Here is a 1,547-nt window from a genome sequence, read left to right as displayed (position 1 = left end):
GCTCCCACAGGTGTGGCACCGATTTCAAGAGCTGTGCTGTACCTGTGGGAGCGGGCGTGCCCGCGAAGAGGCCGGCACATCCGCAGCAAAATCCCCCTTCTATACATATTCCAAAGAGTTAGTTCATAAACTTTTTATAAAGCATTAGGGTATATAAACCGGACCACCGGACCAGCACATATCTGTCGCGATCAGCTGTAGCGGCACTACTTTTTTGTGAGGTCAGGAATGGTCAGGATCACAATCACCCCAGTGCGTAACGCCAGGGCATTGAGTGCAGCCAAGGAGCGGTACTGATGTCCAGCCAACCCAATACCCAATTCCACAGCGATCTCGACAGCTCGCCCCTGCTGCTGCCGGCCAAGGTACTGCGCAACGACGCTGAAGCCCTGCAAGCGGCCCGCGAACTGGCCGAGGTCGCCCGCGAGCAGGCCGCCCGCCGCGACCAGCAACGCAAACTGCCATGGGCCGAGATCGAACTGTTCACCCGTAGCGGCCTGGGCAGCATCAGCGTTCCCAAGGCCCATGGCGGCCCCGATGTGTCATTCGAGACCGTGGCCGAAGTGTTCCGTCTGATCAGCGCCGCAGACCCGGCCCTGGGGCAGATCCCGCAGAACCAGTTCGGCATGTTGCAACTGCTGCGCCTGACTGCCACCGAGGCGCAGCAGGCGGTGATCTTCCGCAGCGTGCTCGATGGCTGGCGCATCGGCAATGCCGGCCCCGAACGCGGCACCAAGGACACCCTGACCCTCAAGGCCAGGATCACCCGCGTCGGCGACAGCTATCGCATCAGCGGCGAGAAGTTCTATTCCACCGGTGCCCTGTTCGCCCACTGGGTGGCGGTCAAGGCACTGGACGACGAAGGCCGCCAGCGCCTGGCATTCGTGCGCCGAGGCAGCCCGGGGCTGCGCATCGTCGATGACTGGTCCGGGTTCGGCCAGCGCACCACTGCCAGCGGCACCGTGCTGCTCGACCAGGTACCGGTGGATGCCGACCTGGTGATCGACAACTGGCGCCAGCGCGACATTCCCAACATCCAGGGCGCTGCCTCGCAGCTGATCCAGGCGGCGATCGATGCTGGCATCGCCGAAGCGGCGATCGAAGACGCCATCAGCTTCGTGCGCGAAAAGGCTCGGCCATGGATCGAGGCCAAGGTCGACCGCGCCAGCGACGACCCCTATGTGATCGCCGACATTGGCCGCCTGAAGCTCGAGCTGCACGCCGCCGAAGCGCTGCTGCGCAAGGCCGCGCGAGTCCTCGACGAAGTCAACGCCGCGCCGATCGATGCTGCAAGCGCGGCGCGAGCTTCGATCGCGGTGGCCGAGGCCAAGGTGCTGACTACCGAGATTGCCCTGCAGGCCAGCGAAAAGCTGTTCGAGCTGGCCGGCAGCCGCGCCACCCTCGCCGAGTTCAACCTCGACCGCCACTGGCGCAATGCCCGGGTGCACACCCTGCATGACCCGGTGCGCTGGAAGTACCACGCGGTTGGCGCATACCACCTCAACGGCACCTTGCCTGCACGGCATTCCTGGATCTGATTTGTGGGC

General features: G+C 64.1%; 1 protein-coding gene. It reads left to right on the top strand.

Annotated elements, in window-relative coordinates:
• The first annotated feature begins 296 nt into the window (after positions 1 to 296).
• Positions 297 to 1,538: an SfnB family sulfur acquisition oxidoreductase gene (locus ACK1U9_RS18020; RefSeq protein WP_025337316.1), complete on the top strand. Its 1,242-nt coding sequence runs from the start codon at positions 297 to 299 to the stop codon at positions 1,536 to 1,538.
• The last annotated feature ends 9 nt before the right edge of the window (positions 1,539 to 1,547 follow it).

This window comes from Pseudomonas sp. XP1 (assembly GCF_053557675.1).
The sequence above is the reverse complement of the archived record's forward strand: the minus strand, read 5'-3'. Positions and strand labels throughout refer to the sequence as shown.

Excerpts from the sequence above, each read along its gene's own strand:
- ACK1U9_RS18020 (WP_025337316.1), top strand. The coding sequence starts at position 297 with ATGTCCAGCCAACCCAATACCCAATTCCACAGCGATCTCGACAGCTCG.